The sequence below is a fragment of the Gordonia rhizosphera NBRC 16068 genome (assembly GCF_000298195.1).
Classification (GTDB): domain Bacteria; phylum Actinomycetota; class Actinomycetes; order Mycobacteriales; family Mycobacteriaceae; genus Gordonia; species Gordonia rhizosphera.
The window spans coordinates 147,112-163,954 of sequence record NZ_BAHC01000125.1; the positions used below are offsets into that span (position 1 = coordinate 147,112).

Here is a 16,843-nt window from a genome sequence, read left to right on the forward strand (position 1 = left end):
TCCTGTCTCGGTCACTGCGCTGTGTGCGCTGGGGATCACTTACTCGGCGAACTCGAAGACGCCCTTGCCGGCGTCCTGCTTGTCGAACCAGGCATAGGCCTCTGAGGCCTGCTCGATCGTCCAGGTGTGCGAGTACAGGTCGTCCACCGGAAGGTCATGTGCGACCACGTAATCGGCGGCACGGGCCTGTTCGATTGATGACATCGTCCACGACGTCATGAGCGTCCACTGCTTCTTGTAGATCTGCTGGGTGGTGAACTCGACGTGACCCGGAAGCCCGGTGAACGACGCCCGCCCGAAGGTTCCGAGCACGCTCAATGCGTCCTCACTCGCCCGGCCGGATGTCTCCATCACCACGTCCGCCATCCGGCCGCCAGTGTGATCGGCGACGATCTCGGCGAGATCCACCTCGCGAGAGTTCACCACGAGTTCCGCCCCGAACCGTTTTGCCTGCGCGAGTCGCGCCGCGTCGATGTCGACCGCGAGCACCGTGGCCCCCATCGACGCGGCGAACATCGTCGCGGAAAGTCCCACCGGTCCTTGCCCGATGACCACGGTGGTGCTGTCCTCGACCCCGCCGAGGCGTTTGATCGCACCCCACGCGGTGCCGGTCCCACAGCCGACGGCGGCTCCCGCCCGGAACGACAGGCCCGCGGGCATCGGCAGCAATGTGGTCGCCGGGACCACCGCATACGGGGCGTGACCACCGTTCGCGTGGATGGCCATGGTGGTGCCGGGCGCGGTCTCACACATCTGCGGCCACCCTGCACGGCACCGCCGGCACATCCCGCAGCCCCAGTAGTGGTGGATCATCACCCGGTCGCCGACGCCGACCAGAGCGTCGGAGACACCCGGACCGAGCGCGTGCACCACGCCGCAGGGTTCGTGGCCCTGGATCACCGAGTGATCGAACTCGAAGTTGCCGTGATAGAAGTGCAGGTCGCTGCCGCACATCCCGGAGGCGCGGATCGCGACGACCACCTCGCCGGGCCCTGGCTCGGGTTCCGGGAACTCGTGCAGCGCGGCGGTTGCGTCGCCGGCGAACACTATGCCTTTCATCGTGTTTCTCCTCCCGTCCAGCCGCCCCGAAGTCGCGCCGTGGCCTCGGTGTCGATGCGAAGTTCCTCGGGTTTGCGGCGCGGATCGCCGACGACCACCACGCCGTAGTCACGGGCGGCCGCCTCGATGCTCACGTACTCGTTCCGGACATCTCGTAACACCGCTTGGGGATCACGGGTTCTCGGGTCCCCCCAACCGCCGCCGCCGTTGGTCAGGCACCGCAGCAGCGTTCTCGGTTCTGTGCGCCACACCCGTTGCGAGGCAAAGTAGTGATACTTCCCGTGCTCGGGATCCACACACTTGGTGTCGGGGTGGAGAACGCCTGCGACGGGCACACTGTCGTGGTAGGCCGCGTCGTCGGTGGCCCTCATCGTGACACTCTCGGCCTGAGGCGGGAAGAGCCACATCGCGCCGTTCGGTCCGGCCTGCCCACCGTTGGCCCCGACCCCGCTCGGCTCCTTCGTCCGGAACGGCGAGAGATACTGTTCGGCAGCGGTGAGCCACAGGGTGTCCTTGAGGTTGGCCGCGCCCCCGCGGTGTCGACCCGCACCGCCGGTGTCGATGGCATGTTCCTTACGGAGGATCACCACCGGCGAATCGTGCTCGATGGTCTCGGTCGCGGGGTCGAGATTGTTGAGCGTGAACAACACCGTGTAGCTGTCACCGTCTCCATCGGCGGTCGCTCCCCACGGACCGTGCTCACCGCCGCACTGGGTGGCGCTGGTCCACGGGATTCCGGCATCGGTGACCCCGGAAGCGTTGTGGGTGTTGGTGGATCCGTAGTCGCCGCCGACACCGCGGGAGCCGAGTACCGGGTTGAGTGCGTCGAAGATCGCCGACACCACCGCACCAGACGACTCCCAGAACATCATGATCCCGCCGTCGGGCGGAAGCGAGGAGACGATTGTGCCAGGCGGGGTCAGCAGGTCGATGCTGCGCCAGGTTCCCGAAGTGAACGGCACGCTCGGGTCGAGCAGCATCGTCAAGGCCACGCCAACCGATGTCTTGGCATCCAGCACACCACAATTGATGCACGTACGCGCTTGCGGGGAGGTACCGCCGAGGTCGATCTCGATGTCGCGTCCTCGCTTGCGTAGTTCAACCTGCACCCGGTATTCGATACTGTCGTCGAGGCCGTCGGCATCGATGAGAGCCGACCCGTGGTAGTCACCGTCGGGAATCGTCTCGATGGCGTCGCCCATCTTCTCGGCCGAACTGTCGCAGGCATACGTCAGCGTGCCGAGGTACGCGTCGAGCCCGTAGCGATCGATGTTGCCGAGCACCAGACGCTCCCCCAACTTGAGCTGCCCGAGGATGCTCTTGAAGTCGGGCAACAACATTCCACCCCATCGCGTGTTGTCGAAGATGAGGCTGAAGGTGGAGCGCACGGGTTCGTCACCGGACCACAGCAGCATGGGCGGGAGGACCAGGCCGTTCTCGTAGACGTTGGTCTTGGTGGCCGAGAAGCCCCCGGGGACCGTGCCGCCCATGTCCAGCTGATGGGCGCACATGGTCACGAAGGACACGAGCCGATCCTCGTGGAACACCGGTCGGATGAAGGCGACATCGTTGACGTGACGTCCACCGCGGTAGGGATCGTTGCAGATCAGGACGTCGCCGGGCTTGAGATTCTGCGGACCGTACTCGGCCACCGTGTTGCGGACGGCGTCGCCCATGGTGCCCAGGAACACCATCAGGCTGTTGCTGACCACTGCCATCGGATAGTCGTCCTCGGGCGGCCCGGTGATGGTGCACGCGAAGTCGTACCAGTCCCGGATGATGGGCGAGAAGGCCTCCCGCATGAAGCCGGTCGACATGTGCTCGACGATGTAGTCGAGCCGGTTCCCTATCACCGACGCGGTGAACCTGTCGCTGTGATACCGCGTCTCGAAGTCCGCGTCGGACAGGTCCCGGATTCGGTGTTCGAGGGTGTCGGCTGCGCTGTCGGCCGATTCCGTGGTCTCAGTTGGGTCGAGTGTGCTTGTCATGATGCGTTGTTCCTCCGGATGACGATTTCGCCATAGGCCCCGACGGTGGCGTGCTGCCCGGCACCGATGTGTGTGGTGGACAGACCTTCGTTGACGATTGCGGGCCCGGTCAGGACATCTCCGGCGCGTAGTGACGCGCGGTCATAGACGTGCGCGACCTGCTCGGCGTCCTCGGTCTCGTCGAGGTCACCCAGGTAGCGCAGCACTCGCGTACCACTCGCCACCAACGGTTCACCCGCTCGCGCGGGCAGTTGCGGGTATTCGACCTTGTCGGTGCGCAACACCGCCCGCACACGGAAGGTGGCACCCTCGACCGGGATCATCTCGAATCGGTTGCCGGAACGGCTCTCATAGGTCTCGTGGAACGCGGCGACCATCGTCGCGATCGCCGCGGCATCCAGTGTTCCGTCGGGCACGGGGACAAACGGGGTGTCCCAGCTCTGGCCGACAAGATGTGCGTCCATGCTCCGATGGATCTCGACCTCTGTCGCGCCGCCCAGCTGTTCGCGGAGTTCGGCGTCGAGTTCAGCGAAGATCTCGTCGATCCGTGCCGCGTGTGCGTCGTCGAGCATCAGGTAGGCGCTGCGCTGCACGGCGAACACCTGGTCGGCGGAGAGGAGGCCGAGAGCCGAGAACAGACCCGGGCTCGGCGGGATGACGACCTGTTTGCACTGAACTGCGTCGAGAACGGCAGGCAGGAGCATGGGGCCTGCGGCACCGAAGGCCATGAGACTGTGGTCACGCGGGTCGACACCGTTCTTGATGGCGACATTGAACACACCCTCCGCCATGTTGTGCACGGCCATCTCGTAGGCATGTCTCACCCGACGCCCCCAGAGTGAGTTCGCAGTCGAGCGACTCGAAGGCCTTGCGAGAGAGCTCCCGATCGATGAAGACCTCCCCGCCGGCGAAGCCATCGGGGTCGAGGATGCCGATCATCAATGCGGTGTCGGTGGTGGTCGGCTGTGTTCCGCCCCGGCCGAAGCAGGCCGGGCCTGGTTCGGCGCGAGCACTGTCCGGGCCGACCAGGATCTCACCGTGAGTACCGATGTGGACGATGCTTCCGCCGCCGGCACCGATGCTCGAGATGTCGTTGGCCAGGGCATTGACCACCAGATCGTGTTCGAGTTCGAAGGAGGTGTTCACGAAGGGTTCACCGCCGGTGACCACACTGATATCGCAGGACGTGCCACCGACGTCGGCACAAAGAAGGTCCTTCTCGCCGATCATCGAGCCGAAGTGGGCGCAGGCCACGGTCCCTGCCGCGGGCCCCGAGAACACGACACGGAATGGCCGGGCCATCGCATGTTCAACCGGTACGAGCGTCGCCGCACAGTCAGCGAAGTTGAGCTGGCCGGAGAATCCGAGGTCGTGCAGTCCGGTGTCCAGGCGCCGGGAGTAGTCGGCGTAGATGATCTTCATGAGTGAATCGACCACGGTGGTCGACGCCCGCGCGTACTCCTTGGCCAGGGGCGAGACCTCACTGGAGATCGAGACGGGTACGTCGCCGATGATCTCCACGACGAGCTCCCGCAGGCGCTGCTCGTGGGCGGGATTGACGTAGGCGTTGATCAGACAGATCGCCACGCCCGCCACCCCGCAGTCGCGCAAGACCTCGATCTCCGCGCGGGCCTGCGGCTCATCGAGGTCGAACAGAACCGCACCGTCGGCCAGCATTCGTTCGGCGATCCCTCGACGAAGGTAGCGATCGACCAGAGGCCGCGCGGCGTCGCCGAAGCTTCGCCGCCAACCCGGGTCCAGGATCGCATCGGCGGGTCGCCAGACGCGACCCATGTCAAGAATGTCGCGGTGGCCCTCGGTGGTCAGGAATCCGATCTTCGGCAGGTTCCGGGTGATGATCGCGTTGAGGCCATGTGTGCTCGCGTGGTTGAAGACCATGGAGTCCTCGACACCCAGTCGGGCCGCGCCGGCGAGCACCGGTGCGGCGACATCGTCGTAGGCGGTGGATACCTTGGTGGTCAGGATCTGCCCGTCGCGCCAACCGACCACGTCGGTGAACGTTCCCCCTACATCTACAGCAATCATTCGACTTGTCCCTTCGTTGTTGTTTCGTCCGAGCGCGTCGATCAGACGAGATCGACCAGCAAGGTGATCGGACCCAGGCGGTTCGCCGGCGTGCGCTCGAGCGAGAAGAGGCACGACTGACATTTCGTGACGCGGACCCATCCCGACTCACTGACGGCGTCGTAGCGAGCAAGATCCGCCGCTTGGCAGCGGGGGCATTGCCCCGGCACGATCTCACGCTCCACTTCAGGTGCGGACTCGGTCATGTCGCTCCAATCTCTTTCTCCGACATCGAGTACGGCCACGCTAAAAGGGAGTGACACGGCCCACAATCCGCTATGCGAAAGCACTATCCGGAGAGCGATACATTATCCATTATGTGTACAGCTTTATCCTCAATACGTTGGCGTGGGACGCGAGGTGTGCCACACTGGGCCGTGATGATGGTCGCCTGGCGAGCGTGGAGGTTGGCATGCCGCTCATGACACGGGCTGTGCCTGTGGTTCATCGAAGCTTCACGACGTCCGATCCCGCATTGGCGCACGCGCACGTACAAGACACCTTCGCAGTGCACGATCTCGCGCTTGATCACGAGGACCGCGTGCGGTTCCGACTCGATTCGGCAACCACCGACCGGGTGACGGTCGGGCGGATGGCCTACGGAGTACCCGCGCACATAGCCGGCCCCGCGATGCGTGATTGCTATCACGTGAATCTGCTCGTGTCGGGGCATTGCACGGCCGTCCAGAGTGATCGCAGCGCGTCCTTCTCCGCCGATCAGAAGAACTCGGGAGTGGTTTTCGGCCCCGAAGCCCCGGTGCTCATCGACTGGAGTGGCGACTGTGCTCAGTACCATCTGAAACTGACACGAAGCATTTTCGAAGAACATGCCGCTCGGCTCGCCGGACATTCCACATCGTCGGCGATCGACTTCGACCTCACCTTCCCTTTGGACTCCGCCGCCGGTCGATCGCTGTGTTCATCGGTGGCCTTCTACTACTCCCAGTTGGCCACCGACGGCGGACTCGCGACCATGCCTGCGGTCCAGCGCGAACTGGAATCAGCGTTGATGACGCAGGTCCTGCTCGTCGCACGGAGCAACCTCACCGCGGAACTCGTCCGCGACGTGCCCCGCCGCCCGGACACCATCATCCGCGAGGTCATCGACCACATCGATCGCCACGCCAAAGACGATCTGTCAATAGTGATGCTCGCCGCGTTGTTCGGGACCACCGCCCGCACCCTGCAGGCCGGATTCCAGAGAGAGATCGGGATGACTCCCAGTGCCTATATCCGGGCCGTCCGCCTCGACGGAGCACATCAAGATCTCTGTGCCGGACAAGGACTTTCGGTCAGCGAGATCGCCAACCGCTGGCACTTCTTCCATCTGGGCCGATTCGCCCAACAATACCGGTCGCGCTTCGGCCGAACTCCTTCGGCGACGCTGCACCCGGGTTCTCGCTGATGAGATGGTGGCCGACCGGATCAGACTCACCGGAACGAGATCAATCGGCCCAGAACCCCTGCGCCTCGAGGAGCGCGACAGCCTGATTCCCGCCGCGAAGGAAGTGCCCCTCAGTGAGCACCTTCGCCATGCCACCTGACCGGGCGCACAGCGCGTCCAGGATCTCTCGGTGATCACGCAGCCCCCACGCGACCCATTCGGGGTGGACGTCGTAGAAACCGGTCGGGATAGCGCTGCTCAACATCTTCAATTCGGAGATCAGGCGTCTGGAGCGCGCACCGCGATTGATCACGCGATGAAACTCGAAGTTCAGTCGCTCATTCGACTCCGCCGTGTCGTCGTCCTCCATAGCAGTCGCGATCCGATCGAGTTCGCCCAGGTCGTCATCGGAGAGATTCACCGACGCCCGTTCGGCGGCAAGTCCGGAGATCGCACCGAGCATCCAGTAGTGATCCCGGATGTCCTCGCGTGACAACTGCGCCACGTACGCCCCGCGCCGCGGGACCACCTGGATGATCCCCTCACCCTCGAGCGCGATCAATGCTTCACGAACCGGTAGCTTGCTGACGCCCAACCGCCTGGCGAGCGCTTCCTGATCGACCCTCGTGCCGGGTCGTAGCACCCCACCGAACACCAGCCGGCGTATCTCCTGCGCCGCGATCTCCTTGAGGACCGATGATGGCTCGCCTGATCCACCGAGGGCTCGTGCTGTCGCTGTCACGGCTCAACACTAACCGATGATCACCCGATCGGTGATCGCACTTTTGATAATTTTCTGACCACCTCTATCCGCTGTGACCCTCAAATACCTTGCTGCGTGCAATGCCCCTAGATTACGGATTATATTTTTGATACTCTCCTCGTCATGACCGCACCACACGCACCAGCCGTTTCCGACGAGGACTTCGACCAGATCCGCGGACTCGTCGCCGACTTCATCCGCTCCAAGGTGGTCCCGCGCGAGCAGGAGATCTCCGAGACCAACGCCATCCCCGAGGATCTCCGCGCGCAGGCAGCCGAGATCGGGCTGTTCGGCTACGCCATCCCCCAGGAATGGGGCGGGCTGGGCCTCGACCTCACGCAGGACGTCGAGCTCGCGATGGAGTTCGGCTATACCTCGCTGGCGTTACGCTCGATGTTCGGCACCAACAACGGCATCGCCGGGCAGGTGCTGGTCAACTTCGGGACCGACGAGCAGAAGAAAGAGTGGCTGGAACGGATCGCGTCCGGTGAGGTGGTCGCCTCCTTCGCACTCACCGAACCGGGTGCGGGGTCCAACCCGTCCGGGCTGCGCACCAAGGCGGTTCGCGACGGCGACGACTGGGTGATCAACGGACAAAAGCGATTCATCACCAACGCCCCCATAGCCGACCTCTTCGTCGTCTTCGCACGAACCCGACCCGCCGACGAATCCGGCACCGGGATAGCAGTTTTCCTCGTCCCCGCCGACACACCCGGCCTCGAGGTCGGCGTGAAGGACAAGAAGATGGGACAAGAGGGCGCCTGGACCGCCGATGTCAACTTCACCGACGTCCGCGTCCCCTCTTCGGCGCTCGTGGGGGGTGACGAGGACGCCGGCTATCGCGCCGCGATGACCTCGCTGGCCCGCGGCCGCGTCCACATCGCCGCGCTGGCAGTCGGCACCGCACAGCGAGCCCTCGACGAATCGGTGGAGTATGCCGCCAGCGCAACACAGGGCGGAACCCCCATCGGGGACTTCCAACTCGTGCAAGCCATGCTGGCCGACCAGCAAACCGGTGTTCTCGCCGGACGAGCCCTGGTGCGCGAGACGGCACGAAAGTACGTAACCGGCGAGGATCGCCGAATCGCACCGTCGGCAGCGAAGCTCTACTGCACCGAGATGGCCGGCAAGGTTGCCGACCTCGCGGTTCAGGTCCACGGCGGCAGTGGCTACATGCGCGAGGTCACCGTCGAACGCATCTACCGCGACGTGCGCCTGCTACGCCTCTACGAGGGAACCAGTGAGATCCAGCGCCTGATCATCGGCGGTGGGCTGGTTCGCGCGGCGAAGAACAGGTAATTCATCAACGTGCACAGGTGATCTCGATCTCGACACCACCCCGGCCATCACTCCGAAAGGACACCCCCATGACCGAACCACTGCTCAAAGACAAGACCGCCGTGATCACCGGCGCCGCACAGGGAATCGGCTTTGCGATCGCGCAGCTGTTCATCGACGAGGGCGCTCGCGTGATCGTCGCCGACATCGACGCCACCGCAGCCGAATCAGCCGCCGACAAGCTCGGCGGGAGCGCCATCGCCATCGGCGTCCGTTGTGATGTCACCGACGCCACCGAGGTCGACGCCGTCCTCGCCGCCGCGGCCGAATCATTCGGTCCGGTCGACGTCATGGTCAACAACGCAGGCATCACCCGCGATGCGACGATGCGCTCCATGACCGAAGAGCAGTTCGACCAGGTCATCAACGTGCATCTCAAGGGCACCTGGAACGGCACCCGCAAGGCTGCGGCCATCATGCGGGACCGCAAGCAAGGCACCATCGTCAACCTGTCGTCGCTGTCCGGCAAGGTCGGCATGGTCGGGCAGACCAACTACTCCGCGGCCAAGGCCGGCATCGTCGGCCTCACCAAGGCCGCAGCGAAAGAGGTCGCTCACCATGGCGTCCGGGTCAATGCGATCCAGCCCGGCCTGATCCGCACAGCCATGACCGAGGCCATGCCGCAGAAGGCATGGGACCAGAAGATGTCCGAGATCCCGATGCACCGAGCCGGCGAGGTGACCGAGATCGCCTCGGTCGCACTCTTCCTCGCGTCCGATCTGTCGTCCTACATGACCGGGACCGTGCTCGAGGTCACCGGCGGACGCTTCATGTGAGCCCGCGAGAACCACAGGAGAGTCATGACCAGTACACGTAAGTCCATTCGCCGCGCGGCCATCGTCGCACCCACCCGCACGCCCGTCGGCACGTTCGGCGGCTCTCTGCGCGATGTCACCGTCGAGGATCTCGGCGCCACCGTCGTCAAGGCCGTCGTCGAACGCTCCGGCATCGATCCCGACCGCATCGACGACGTGGTCTTCGCGCAGTCGTATGCGAACTCCGAAACCCCCTGTGTCGGGCGTTGGGTCGCTTTGCATTCCGGTCTCCCGATCAGCGTGCCGGGCATGCAACTCGACCGTCGCTGCGGCGGCGGGCTGCAAGCCTTGGCGACCGCGGCGATGATGGTGCAGTCCGGCGCCGCCGACGCGGTGTTCGCCGGCGGGGTCGAGTCGATGAGCCGCATCGAGTACTACTCGACCACCAACCGGTGGGGAGCCCGCGCCGGCAACGTCACCCTCTACGATCGCCTCGACCGCGGACGCGAACGCTCCCAACCGGTCTGGCGATTCGGAGAGATCTCCGGAATGATCGAGACCGCTGAGAACCTCGCCACCGACTACGGCATCACCCGCGAAGCCGCCGACGCCTACGCCGCACGCAGTCACCACCGCGCGGCCGCCGCCTGGGAGGCCGGGCGGTTCGCCGACGAGGTCGTCGATGTGACAGTGCCGCAACGCAAGGGAGACCCCGTCATCGTCTCCCGCGACGAGGGTGTCCGACCCGACTCCACCGCCGAGTCGCTCGCCCGTCTGCGCACCCTCATGCCCAACGGCACGGTGACCGCCGGCAACGCCAGCCAACAGAACGACGCCGCCGCCGGCTGTCTCGTCGTCGCCGAGGACACTCTCGACGACCTCGGTCTGGAACCGATCGGCTACCTGACCGACTGGGCGGCCGCCGGCTGCGACCCGGCCCGCATGGGAATCGGACCGGTGCCCGCCGTCGAGAAGCTCGCCGCTCGAGCCGGACTGGATTCTCCCGCGGCGCTCCTCGACTCACTCGACCTGGTGGAGTTGAACGAGGCCTTCGCCGTTCAGGTTCTCGCGGTGCTCGAGGGCTGGAAGTGGCACGACCACGACCGCCTCAACGTCAACGGTTCCGGCATCTCACTCGGCCATCCCATCGGGGCCACCGGTCTGCGGATGACGACCACCCTGATGCACGAACTCCGCCGACGTGGAGGCGGCAAGGGACTGGTCACCATGTGTATCGGCGGAGGGCAGGGACTGGCCGCCGTCGTTGAGGGCGCGTGACTCCACGATGACCTCCGACAGAATCACCCGAATCGTCGACGCGGCCGAGTCGGGTGATTCTGTGCGTGCGCGGCGCGAGGAGCCCCATTGGCGCGAGGATGCAGGCTGCCGCGGGGCGGATCCCGCCGTGTTCTTTCCAGCGAGTGAACTCAGCGCCGTGGACAAGGCCCGCCATGAGCGAACCGCCAAGCTGATCTGTGGGAACTGTCCGGTCAGGCGTCAATGTCACGACTTCGCTGCGATCGGGCCAGAGCCGTACGGCATATGGGGTGGGATGACACCGACGGAACGCAAGCGTCGACATCGGCGCGCGCAGATGTACCGCAGAGTGCGGCCTTCCGAACACGGCCGGTGACTCGGTAGCCCGCCGGAGGAGCCGTGGCGGCGCTCGCCCGGCCACACAGGGAGCACAGCCCCGTCGTGGATGACGCGTTGTCGCATTGCGGGGTGCTCCCAGCGCCTGGCAACGCCGATGGTCCGCTGCACACAATCGTCCTGTGGTGCGAACGCAGCGAATTGGCCAAGACTCGACGACATCAGCGATCACGGGCATCGACATTGGGCACGCCGAGGACGTGTTCGTCGGCGGTGCCTGGTGGCGGGCTTCGGGGGCGATCCACACCGTCGTTTCACCGGCAACCGAGCAGCCGATCGCCGCGACCCGGCATCCGTCGATCGCCGATACCTTGGCAGCGGTCGAGGCCGCCGACAATGCCCGCGACGTTTGGGCCGCCGCCCCCGTTTCCGAACGTGTTGCCGCATGTGCGCGCTGGCTGGATGCAGTCGATGCGCGTGCCGCCGACCTGGACGTGCTGTGGGCCGTTGAAGCCGGCATGCCGGTGCGACATGGGCGGGCGCTCTATCGCTTCGCAGCCGTGCCCGCGTGGCAATCCGCGCTGGCCGGGGCCGAGGAGATTCTCGCCGATCAGCGTCGATCGTCGGAGCTGGGCGCGGTGCTCCTCCGTCGTGAATCGGTCGGCGTCGTGGTGGCGATCCTGCCGTACAACGGTCCTGTGGTCACCGTGGCGTCCAAGGTGATTCCCGCGTTGCTGGCCGGATGCCCGGTGGTGATCAAGGCGGCTCCGGAGTCGCAGTTGACGATGACGATCGTGGCAGAATGCGCACGGCTGGCCGGCTTTCCGCCAGGCGTCGTCAGCGTGGTGTGCGGCGGTGTCGACGTCGGCCAGACGCTGACCCGCGACCCGCGCGTCGACATGGTGTCGTTGACCGGCGGACACGTGGCCGCACAGGATGTTCTGGCGGCAACCCGCGAACGCTATGCGCGGGTACAGCTCGAACTGGGCGGCAAATCACCCGCCATCATCCTCGATGATGCGCCCCTGGACACGGCCATGCGCTCCCTGATTCCTGGCGCCACCAACGCGGCTGGGCAGGTTTGCGCGCTGCTGTCCCGAATCCTGGTCTCGCGCCGCCGACATGACGAAGTCATCGAACGTCTCCGCGTCGGATTCGAACGTCTGAGGATCGGCGACCCACTCGACCCGGCAACGCACATCGGACCGCTGGTCAACGCGGCTGCGGTGCGTCGCACCGAAGGCGTCGTCGCCCAGGCACTCGCCGACGGCGCCGAACTCATCACCGGTGGAACGCGGCCCGAGGGCCTGGACGTCGGACACTACTACCGGCCGACCTTGTTCACCGGAATACCTGAAGATGCCCAGTTGATCCGCCGTGAGGTGTTCGGTCCGGCGACCGCCGTCCAGGTCTACGACGATGTCGCGGACGCCGTGCGGCTTGCGAACGCCACCGAGTTCGGGCTGTCGGGCGCCGTCTTCACCGCCAACACCGACAACGGCATCGAGATCGCCACACGTATCCGGGCGGGATCGGTCGCAGTGAACGCATTCGGGCCGACGATGAGCGCGCCCTTCGGCGGCGTCAAGGCCTCTGGCTGGGGACGTGAGGCAGGCCCCGAAGGCATCCTCGGATTCACCGAACTCAAGCAGATCCTGATCGGCCAAACCCCGAACGGCACCGCATGACGGCGGTGATGTCGGCGATCTCCGCAGCCACCCACGTCGCGGTGCAACTCAATTCGACACTCTATGCGCCGGTTATGGGTACGCGCATGGGATATCACCGCGTCATGGGGAGCGGCCCCGGGCTGGTCCTGCTGAACGGATTCGGCGCCAGTGGCGCGGTGTGGCCGACGGCGTTGGGCGAGTTGGCAAGCCGCTATACCGTCATCGCGGTGGATGCTCGCGGGACCGGCGGCTCGCGACATCTGACACCGGCGTTCACCATCGAGGATCTCGCGGACGATGTGTGGGCCGCAATGCTGGGTGCAGACATCAAGAGGGCCACCGTCGTCGGCTGGTCGATGGGCGGAATGGTCGCGCAAGAGCTCGCCATCCGTCACCCGGATGCGGTCGGCCGACTGATTCTGATCAACACCGTCGCGCCGATCCCGGCGATGCAGATCCCCTTCTTCCGTACGTCGTGGACGTTGTGGCGCATTGCATTACGAGAATCAACCGATGGCTGGCGCCGCGCAGTGTGGTCGCTCGGCGGGCCAGGCGCACAACATGAGTCACCCCGCGAATTGCGTGAACTGACAGCACAGTTGCGGACCAGCGGCATCGCCTGGTGGACGCCGCTCCTGCAGTCGGCGGCGTCGACATCGTGGCGGCGTCCGGAACGACTTCGCGACATCATCGCACCTACGACGATTCTGCACGGGCGCGACGATCCGATCGTGCCGGTCCGCAACGCACGCATTCTGGCCGATCTGATTCCCGGCGCAGAGGTCCAGATACTGGACCACGCGGGGCATCTCCTGCCCTACGAAGCGACTGGCCAACTGCTCGACGCCATCAACCGAATCCAGGAGGCACCATGACCGACGGACCTTTGACAGGAGTGAAGATCATCGAGTTCGCGGCGCTCGGCCCGGGACCATGGTGCGCGATGATGCTCAGCGATCTGGGTGCCGAGGTGCTCCGTATCGACCGGCCGAGCGCTGTCGGCGCGCTGCGCACCGATCTCGGAGCGGCGAATGGACGGCAACCTGCCTTCGTCAATGATCGGGGCCGACGGTCGGTGGCCATCGACCTCAAGCATCCAGACGGCGTCGCGACTGTGATGCGGCTGATCGAGCGGGCCGACGTGGCAATCGAGGGTAATCGTCCAGGCGTCATGGAGCGTCTGGGCCTCGGACCCGACGTATGTCGGGTGCGCAATCCTCGGCTGGTGTACGGTCGCGCGACCGGCTGGGGGCAGGAGGGCCCGCTGGGTCAGACTGTGGGCCACGACCTCAACTACCTTGCCATGACCGGACTGCTGGCCACCATGGGGCCAACGGGAGGCGCACCGTCTATTCCCTTGAATCTGTTGGGCGACTATGCCGGTGGCGGTCTGCTGCTGGCGATGGGTGTGGTGTCTGCGCTGCTCGAAACGCAGCGCAGTGGTTGTGGGCAGGTCGTGGATGCGGCGATGGTCGACGGGATCGGCTTGATCGGCAGCGTCTTCTACGGGCAACGGCAGGCCGGCTTGCTCAGCCTGGATCGCGGCACCAACGCACTCGACGGCGGTGCGCCGTTTTACCACGTGTACGAGACCTCCGACGGCGGGTGGATGGCGGTGGCGGCGATCGAGGCCAAGTTCTTTGCCAACCTGCTGTCCGTTCTGGAAGTCCCCGCGGAAATCGCTGAGCAGCAGTGGGACCGGGACCGCTGGCCATCACTGTGTGAGGAGTTCGCCGCAATCTTCGCCCAGCGGACGCGATCGCAATGGGAAGAAGCGTTTGACGGTGCCGAGGCATGTGTCACGCCGGTGCTCGACCTGGACGAGGCGATCAAGGCCGAGCATGCCACGGCCCGTGAGGCTTTCGTGCCAGTCGATGGTGTGCTTCAGCCTGCGCCGGCGCCGCGATTCAGCAGGACGCCCGGCCGCGTACAAGGGCCGGCGGTCCCGGCAGGTGCGAACACCAATGCAGCGCTGGCGGATTGGGGGATCGATCTGGACGATCTCACTTCACTGCGGGATAGCGGCGCGATCGTGTGACGCGCGCGGCCGTCCGCGAGACGGCCGCCGCAGTCATTCATCCGCGACGGCCGCCCGCGGGTCACTCGTCGGTGAGGAACTGTTCGATGATCGGTCCGACACGGTCGGGCTCGTCGAACATCATCATGTGGCCGGCTCCCGGCAGGAGTTCAAGGCGCGCATGCCGGATGCGACCGGCGAGGATGCGGCCGTTGATCGTGCGCACCACCGGATCGTCGTCGCCCTGGAGAACCAGGGTGCGGCACTGTAACCGGTGCAGCCACGGGTGGCTCGACCAGCCGAGTACCGCGAGCTGGAGGTAGCGGTAACCGGTGGTGCTCGGCGGGTGGGCCTCGCGGTCGGCCAGAATCTCCGCGAGGACCGCCTCATCGCTGGCGGTTCGACCGCCCGCCAGCAATGGGACGTCTGCCGCGGCGGCTTCCCGGCTGTGGTAGCGACGGGTCGAGAGCAACGCGCGCTGCGCGGACAGCCGGGGCGGCACCCAGGGCAGCCCCGCGACCGTGGCCACCAAAGTCAGGCGCCGCAACCGGTCCGAGTGGCGCTTGGCGAATTCCTGTGCGACGGCGCCACCGTGCGAATACCCCAACACGTCGACTCGCGACACCTCGAGTGCACGCAATGCACCGGCCAGCTTGTCGGCGATGCCGTGCATGGGCAACGGTCGGCGGGGGACCTCGGATCGACCCATGCCCGGCGAGTCGATCATGATGACGTCCCGGCCAGGCATCTGTGCCAACAGCGGCTCCCACGAATCCATGGATCCGCCGAGTCCGTGGACCAGCAGCAGCGGAACCGGCGAATCGCCGTGGCGCCGACGGGTGTAGAGGCGGATCCCGTCGACGGTGACGACCTGGTCGGTGTAGCCGTCCGCGACGTCGTGGTCGGAACTGTCCCCATCGGCAGTGTCGCTGTCGGGCACGATGGCGATTCCTCTCCTCGAACGGCCGGATCGATCACGTGACGCGGTCACCGCACGACCACCGCGCGGGCGCCGTTCTCGCCGGCGCAATAATTCACCGCGTCGTTGATGGCATCGAAACCGAAGGTCTCCGTGACCAGTTCATCCAGCATCAATGAACCGGACCGATAGAGGTCGACCAACCGGGGGATGTCGCGCTTGATGTGTGCGGAGCCATACAGGCAGCCTTTGACGACCTTGCCCGCCATGACGACATTGTTGAACACCTCGTCGATCCCCACCCCCGGTGCGGCACCGACCAGTACCGCGGTGCCGCCGCGACGTGCCATGGCCACGGCTTGCTGCACGGTCGCCGGCCGGCCGGCGACCTCCACCACCACGTCGGCGCCGCGCCGGCCGGTCAACTTCTGCACCTGCCTGACGACGTCGTCGCCGGCGGTGATAGTTTGTGTCGCACCGAGTTTGGCGGCGAGTGCCAGGCGCTCCGGGTGCATGTCGATGGCGACGATGGTGGTCGCTCCGGCGATGCGTGCCCCTTGGATGGCGTTGAGACCGACCCCGCCGCAGCCGATGACGGCCACGGAGTCGCCGACGCGTACACCGCCGGTGTTGACGGCGGCGCCGAATCCGGTGAGCACACCGCAGCCGAGCAGCGCTGCCGAGGACATCGGGATGTCCGCGGCGATGGGGATGGCCGCTCCGGCCGGTACCACGGTGCGCTGGGCGAATGACCCGAGTCCGCAGAATTGGCGGACCGGGTCACCGTCGAGGGACATTCGGGTGCTGCCGTCGGGCATCGTGTGGGCACCGAGCATGGTGCGCGGACGTCCGCACAGATGTGACTCGCCACGCTCGCAGAAGTAGCAGGTGCCGCAACTCGGGAGCCAGGACAGTACGACATGGTCGCCAACAGCAAGTCCGTCGACACCCTCGCCGACATCGGCGACGATACCGGCCCCCTCATGCCCGAGGACAAGTGGCAGCGGTGCCGGCAGTTCCCCGGAGAACACCCCGACGTCGGAGTGGCAGACGCCGGTGGCCTGCACATCGACGGCGACCTCGCCCGGACCGGGTACGGCCACGTCGATGTCGCGGATCGACAGTGGCTCGCCCGGGGTGGTCAGTATCGCTGCCTGTGTCATCAAAAGCCTTTCGGTGGACTGCCGGGACTTCGGTGTGTGGTGGTACTCGGTCACTGCTGGTTGGTGCAGCGCGACCAAATCAAAGCGCGGCGATGCCTTCTTCGCGGAG

The 16,843-nt window shown here is 65.8% G+C and carries 16 protein-coding genes; 8 read left to right on the forward strand and 8 right to left on the reverse strand.

The annotated features are described in order from the left end of the window. Nucleotides 1–39: 39 nt before the first annotated feature. Genes GORHZ_RS15775 through GORHZ_RS15790 form a run of 5 tightly spaced genes read right to left on the reverse strand, consistent with a single transcriptional unit; the run spans nucleotide 40 to nucleotide 5,338 of the window. Nucleotides 40–1,059, reverse strand: coding sequence for an alcohol dehydrogenase catalytic domain-containing protein (locus GORHZ_RS15775; RefSeq protein WP_006334562.1), 1,020 nt, complete (start codon nucleotides 1,057–1,059; stop codon nucleotides 40–42). After that, the gene (locus GORHZ_RS15780) at nucleotides 1,056–3,047 is read right to left on the reverse strand and encodes a hydantoinase B/oxoprolinase family protein (protein WP_006334563.1); all 1,992 of its coding nucleotides are present in this window, start codon (nucleotides 3,045–3,047) and stop codon (nucleotides 1,056–1,058) included. The genes GORHZ_RS15775 and GORHZ_RS15780 overlap by 4 nt, the downstream gene beginning before the upstream one ends. Then, complete coding sequence (locus tag GORHZ_RS31980) at nucleotides 3,044–3,853, reverse strand: hydantoinase/oxoprolinase family protein (protein WP_280986229.1); 810 nt, start codon at nucleotides 3,851–3,853, stop codon at nucleotides 3,044–3,046. Before GORHZ_RS31980 ends, GORHZ_RS15780 begins: the two co-directional genes overlap by 4 nt. Next, nucleotides 3,786–5,093, reverse strand: coding sequence for a hydantoinase/oxoprolinase family protein (locus GORHZ_RS31985; protein WP_006334566.1), 1,308 nt, complete (start codon nucleotides 5,091–5,093; stop codon nucleotides 3,786–3,788). The genes GORHZ_RS31980 and GORHZ_RS31985 overlap by 68 nt, the downstream gene beginning before the upstream one ends. A gap of 41 nt (nucleotides 5,094–5,134) precedes the next feature. Beyond that, complete coding sequence (locus GORHZ_RS15790; RefSeq protein ID WP_006334567.1) at nucleotides 5,135–5,338, reverse strand: hypothetical protein; 204 nt, start codon at nucleotides 5,336–5,338, stop codon at nucleotides 5,135–5,137. A gap of 206 nt (nucleotides 5,339–5,544) precedes the next feature. Between GORHZ_RS15790 and GORHZ_RS15795 the strand changes: the two genes are divergently transcribed. Continuing rightward, on the forward strand, nucleotides 5,545–6,537 hold the full coding sequence (locus GORHZ_RS15795; RefSeq protein ID WP_083877315.1) for an AraC family transcriptional regulator: 993 nt from the start codon (nucleotides 5,545–5,547) through the stop codon (nucleotides 6,535–6,537). Nucleotides 6,538–6,577: 40 nt separating this feature from the next. Here the strand turns inward: GORHZ_RS15795 and GORHZ_RS15800 are convergent, their stop codons facing one another. Beyond that, nucleotides 6,578–7,258 carry a GntR family transcriptional regulator gene (locus GORHZ_RS15800; RefSeq protein ID WP_040532192.1) on the reverse strand — a complete coding sequence of 227 codons (681 nt, stop codon included), beginning with the start codon at nucleotides 7,256–7,258 and terminating at the stop codon, nucleotides 6,578–6,580. A 144-nt stretch (nucleotides 7,259–7,402) separates the two neighbouring features. Between GORHZ_RS15800 and GORHZ_RS15805 the strand changes: the two genes are divergently transcribed. From GORHZ_RS15805 to GORHZ_RS15835, 7 genes are all read left to right on the forward strand, one after another. Then, nucleotides 7,403–8,578 (forward strand): acyl-CoA dehydrogenase family protein, encoded by a 1,176-nt coding sequence (locus GORHZ_RS15805; RefSeq protein ID WP_006334570.1) that lies wholly within the window; start codon nucleotides 7,403–7,405, stop codon nucleotides 8,576–8,578. Nucleotides 8,579–8,646: 68 nt separating this feature from the next. Then, nucleotides 8,647–9,393: a 3-oxoacyl-ACP reductase FabG gene (gene fabG / locus GORHZ_RS15810; RefSeq protein ID WP_006334571.1), complete on the forward strand. Its 747-nt coding sequence runs from the start codon at nucleotides 8,647–8,649 to the stop codon at nucleotides 9,391–9,393. Nucleotides 9,394–9,417: 24 nt separating this feature from the next. Beyond that, nucleotides 9,418–10,650, forward strand: coding sequence for an acetyl-CoA C-acetyltransferase (locus GORHZ_RS15815; protein ID WP_006334572.1), 1,233 nt, complete (start codon nucleotides 9,418–9,420; stop codon nucleotides 10,648–10,650). A gap of 7 nt (nucleotides 10,651–10,657) precedes the next feature. Beyond that, nucleotides 10,658–11,005 (forward strand): WhiB family transcriptional regulator, encoded by a 348-nt coding sequence (locus GORHZ_RS30100; RefSeq protein ID WP_006334574.1) that lies wholly within the window; start codon nucleotides 10,658–10,660, stop codon nucleotides 11,003–11,005. Nucleotides 11,006–11,147: 142 nt separating this feature from the next. Beyond that, on the forward strand, nucleotides 11,148–12,653 hold the full coding sequence (locus tag GORHZ_RS15825; protein ID WP_157205204.1) for an aldehyde dehydrogenase family protein: 1,506 nt from the start codon (nucleotides 11,148–11,150) through the stop codon (nucleotides 12,651–12,653). Beyond that, a complete protein-coding gene (locus GORHZ_RS15830) occupies nucleotides 12,650–13,510 on the forward strand; it encodes an alpha/beta fold hydrolase (protein ID WP_006334578.1) in 861 nt (286 codons plus the stop codon). Before GORHZ_RS15825 ends, GORHZ_RS15830 begins: the two co-directional genes overlap by 4 nt. Next, nucleotides 13,507–14,673, forward strand: a complete 1,167-nt coding sequence (locus tag GORHZ_RS15835; RefSeq protein WP_006334580.1) for a CaiB/BaiF CoA transferase family protein — start codon at nucleotides 13,507–13,509, stop codon at nucleotides 14,671–14,673. Before GORHZ_RS15830 ends, GORHZ_RS15835 begins: the two co-directional genes overlap by 4 nt. 61 nt (nucleotides 14,674–14,734) lie before the next feature. Here the strand turns inward: GORHZ_RS15835 and GORHZ_RS15840 are convergent, their stop codons facing one another. Together GORHZ_RS15840 and GORHZ_RS15845 are read right to left on the reverse strand one after the other, a co-directional pair. Beyond that, entirely contained in the window at nucleotides 14,735–15,592 is an 858-nt protein-coding gene (locus tag GORHZ_RS15840) for an alpha/beta fold hydrolase (protein WP_006334581.1), read from the reverse strand. Between the two features lie 47 nt (nucleotides 15,593–15,639). Then, entirely contained in the window at nucleotides 15,640–16,734 is a 1,095-nt protein-coding gene (locus GORHZ_RS15845; RefSeq protein WP_006334582.1) for a Zn-dependent alcohol dehydrogenase, read from the reverse strand. Between the last annotated feature and the right edge of the window lie 109 nt (nucleotides 16,735–16,843).

What these genes read in the sequence shown, in the direction of transcription:
- GORHZ_RS15775 (WP_006334562.1), bottom strand. Translation starts at nt 1,059, where the DNA reads ATGAAAGGCATAGTGTTCGCCGGCGACGCAACCGCCGCGCTGCACGAG.
- GORHZ_RS15780 (WP_006334563.1), bottom strand. Translation starts at nt 3,047, where the DNA reads ATGACAAGCACACTCGACCCAACTGAGACCACGGAATCGGCCGACAGC.
- GORHZ_RS31980 (WP_280986229.1), bottom strand. Translation starts at nt 3,853, where the DNA reads ATGGCCGTGCACAACATGGCGGAGGGTGTGTTCAATGTCGCCATCAAG.
- GORHZ_RS31985 (WP_006334566.1), bottom strand. Translation starts at nt 5,093, where the DNA reads ATGATTGCTGTAGATGTAGGGGGAACGTTCACCGACGTGGTCGGTTGG.
- GORHZ_RS15790 (WP_006334567.1), bottom strand. Translation starts at nt 5,338, where the DNA reads ATGACCGAGTCCGCACCTGAAGTGGAGCGTGAGATCGTGCCGGGGCAA.
- GORHZ_RS15795 (WP_083877315.1), top strand. Translation starts at nt 5,545, where the DNA reads ATGCCGCTCATGACACGGGCTGTGCCTGTGGTTCATCGAAGCTTCACG.
- GORHZ_RS15805 (WP_006334570.1), top strand. Translation starts at nt 7,403, where the DNA reads ATGACCGCACCACACGCACCAGCCGTTTCCGACGAGGACTTCGACCAG.
- fabG (WP_006334571.1), top strand. Translation starts at nt 8,647, where the DNA reads ATGACCGAACCACTGCTCAAAGACAAGACCGCCGTGATCACCGGCGCC.
- GORHZ_RS15815 (WP_006334572.1), top strand. Translation starts at nt 9,418, where the DNA reads ATGACCAGTACACGTAAGTCCATTCGCCGCGCGGCCATCGTCGCACCC.
- GORHZ_RS30100 (WP_006334574.1), top strand. Translation starts at nt 10,658, where the DNA reads ATGACCTCCGACAGAATCACCCGAATCGTCGACGCGGCCGAGTCGGGT.
- GORHZ_RS15830 (WP_006334578.1), top strand. Translation starts at nt 12,650, where the DNA reads ATGACGGCGGTGATGTCGGCGATCTCCGCAGCCACCCACGTCGCGGTG.
- GORHZ_RS15835 (WP_006334580.1), top strand. Translation starts at nt 13,507, where the DNA reads ATGACCGACGGACCTTTGACAGGAGTGAAGATCATCGAGTTCGCGGCG.
- GORHZ_RS15845 (WP_006334582.1), bottom strand. Translation starts at nt 16,734, where the DNA reads ATGACACAGGCAGCGATACTGACCACCCCGGGCGAGCCACTGTCGATC.